This is a genomic window from Candidatus Pelagibacter communis, from assembly GCF_001179945.1.
GTDB lineage: Bacteria > Pseudomonadota > Alphaproteobacteria > Pelagibacterales > Pelagibacteraceae > Pelagilacustribacter > Pelagilacustribacter ubique_A.
This window is the reverse complement of sequence record NZ_CVSG01000082.1, coordinates 1-633: the sequence shown is the minus strand read 5'-3', so window position 1 is coordinate 633 and position 633 is coordinate 1. Positions and strand designations below refer to the sequence as shown.

At 19.9% G+C, this 633-nt stretch carries 1 protein-coding gene; it reads left to right on the top strand.

Translation table 11 applies throughout. The annotated features are described in order from the left end of the window. On the top strand, positions 1 to 501 hold a 501-nt coding region (locus tag AMN78_RS03745; protein WP_075534248.1), incomplete at its 5' end, for an FkbM family methyltransferase. Positions 502 to 633: the final 132 nt, after the last annotated feature.

Sequence of the window (633 nt, the reverse complement as noted above, 5' to 3'; positions counted from 1 at the left end):
ATAGACGCAGATGAAAAATCTATTAAAGAATTTCAAAATTTAAGAAAAAAAGACTATAATGTCAGTGCTTTAATAAGCAATAAAAAAGATAAAATAAAATATTATTTTTATCATGAAAGATCAGCTCTTAATACAGTAGATGCAAAGTTAGTAAAAAGAAGAAAAGCAAAACCTAAAAGAATTATTGTAAGAGAGACGACAACTTTAAATAATATAATAGAAAATTCTCCTTATAAAAAATCTAAATTAAATTTGCTTAGTATAGATATAGAAAATCATGAATATGAAGCATTAAAAAATTTTAAATTTAAGAAATATGATATAGATTGTATTGTAATCGAAATCTTAAATACTTCGAATAAAGTAATAGAAACACAAAATCAAACTTTAGATTTTATACTTAAGAGCAATGTTTTTAAACTTTTAAAAAAAAACAATTATAAATTAATTAATTGGGTTAACTCCGACCTTGTTTTTGTGAATAAAAAATTTCAAATTTAAACTAATTGTAAGATATTTTTTGACAATATAGTAAAATCTTCTCTATACAAATATTTATAATTTCTTAGGTGATGAGTATAGAATTTGTAAAATTCTTCATTTTTTTTGTCAAAAATATCTATTATTTTAGTA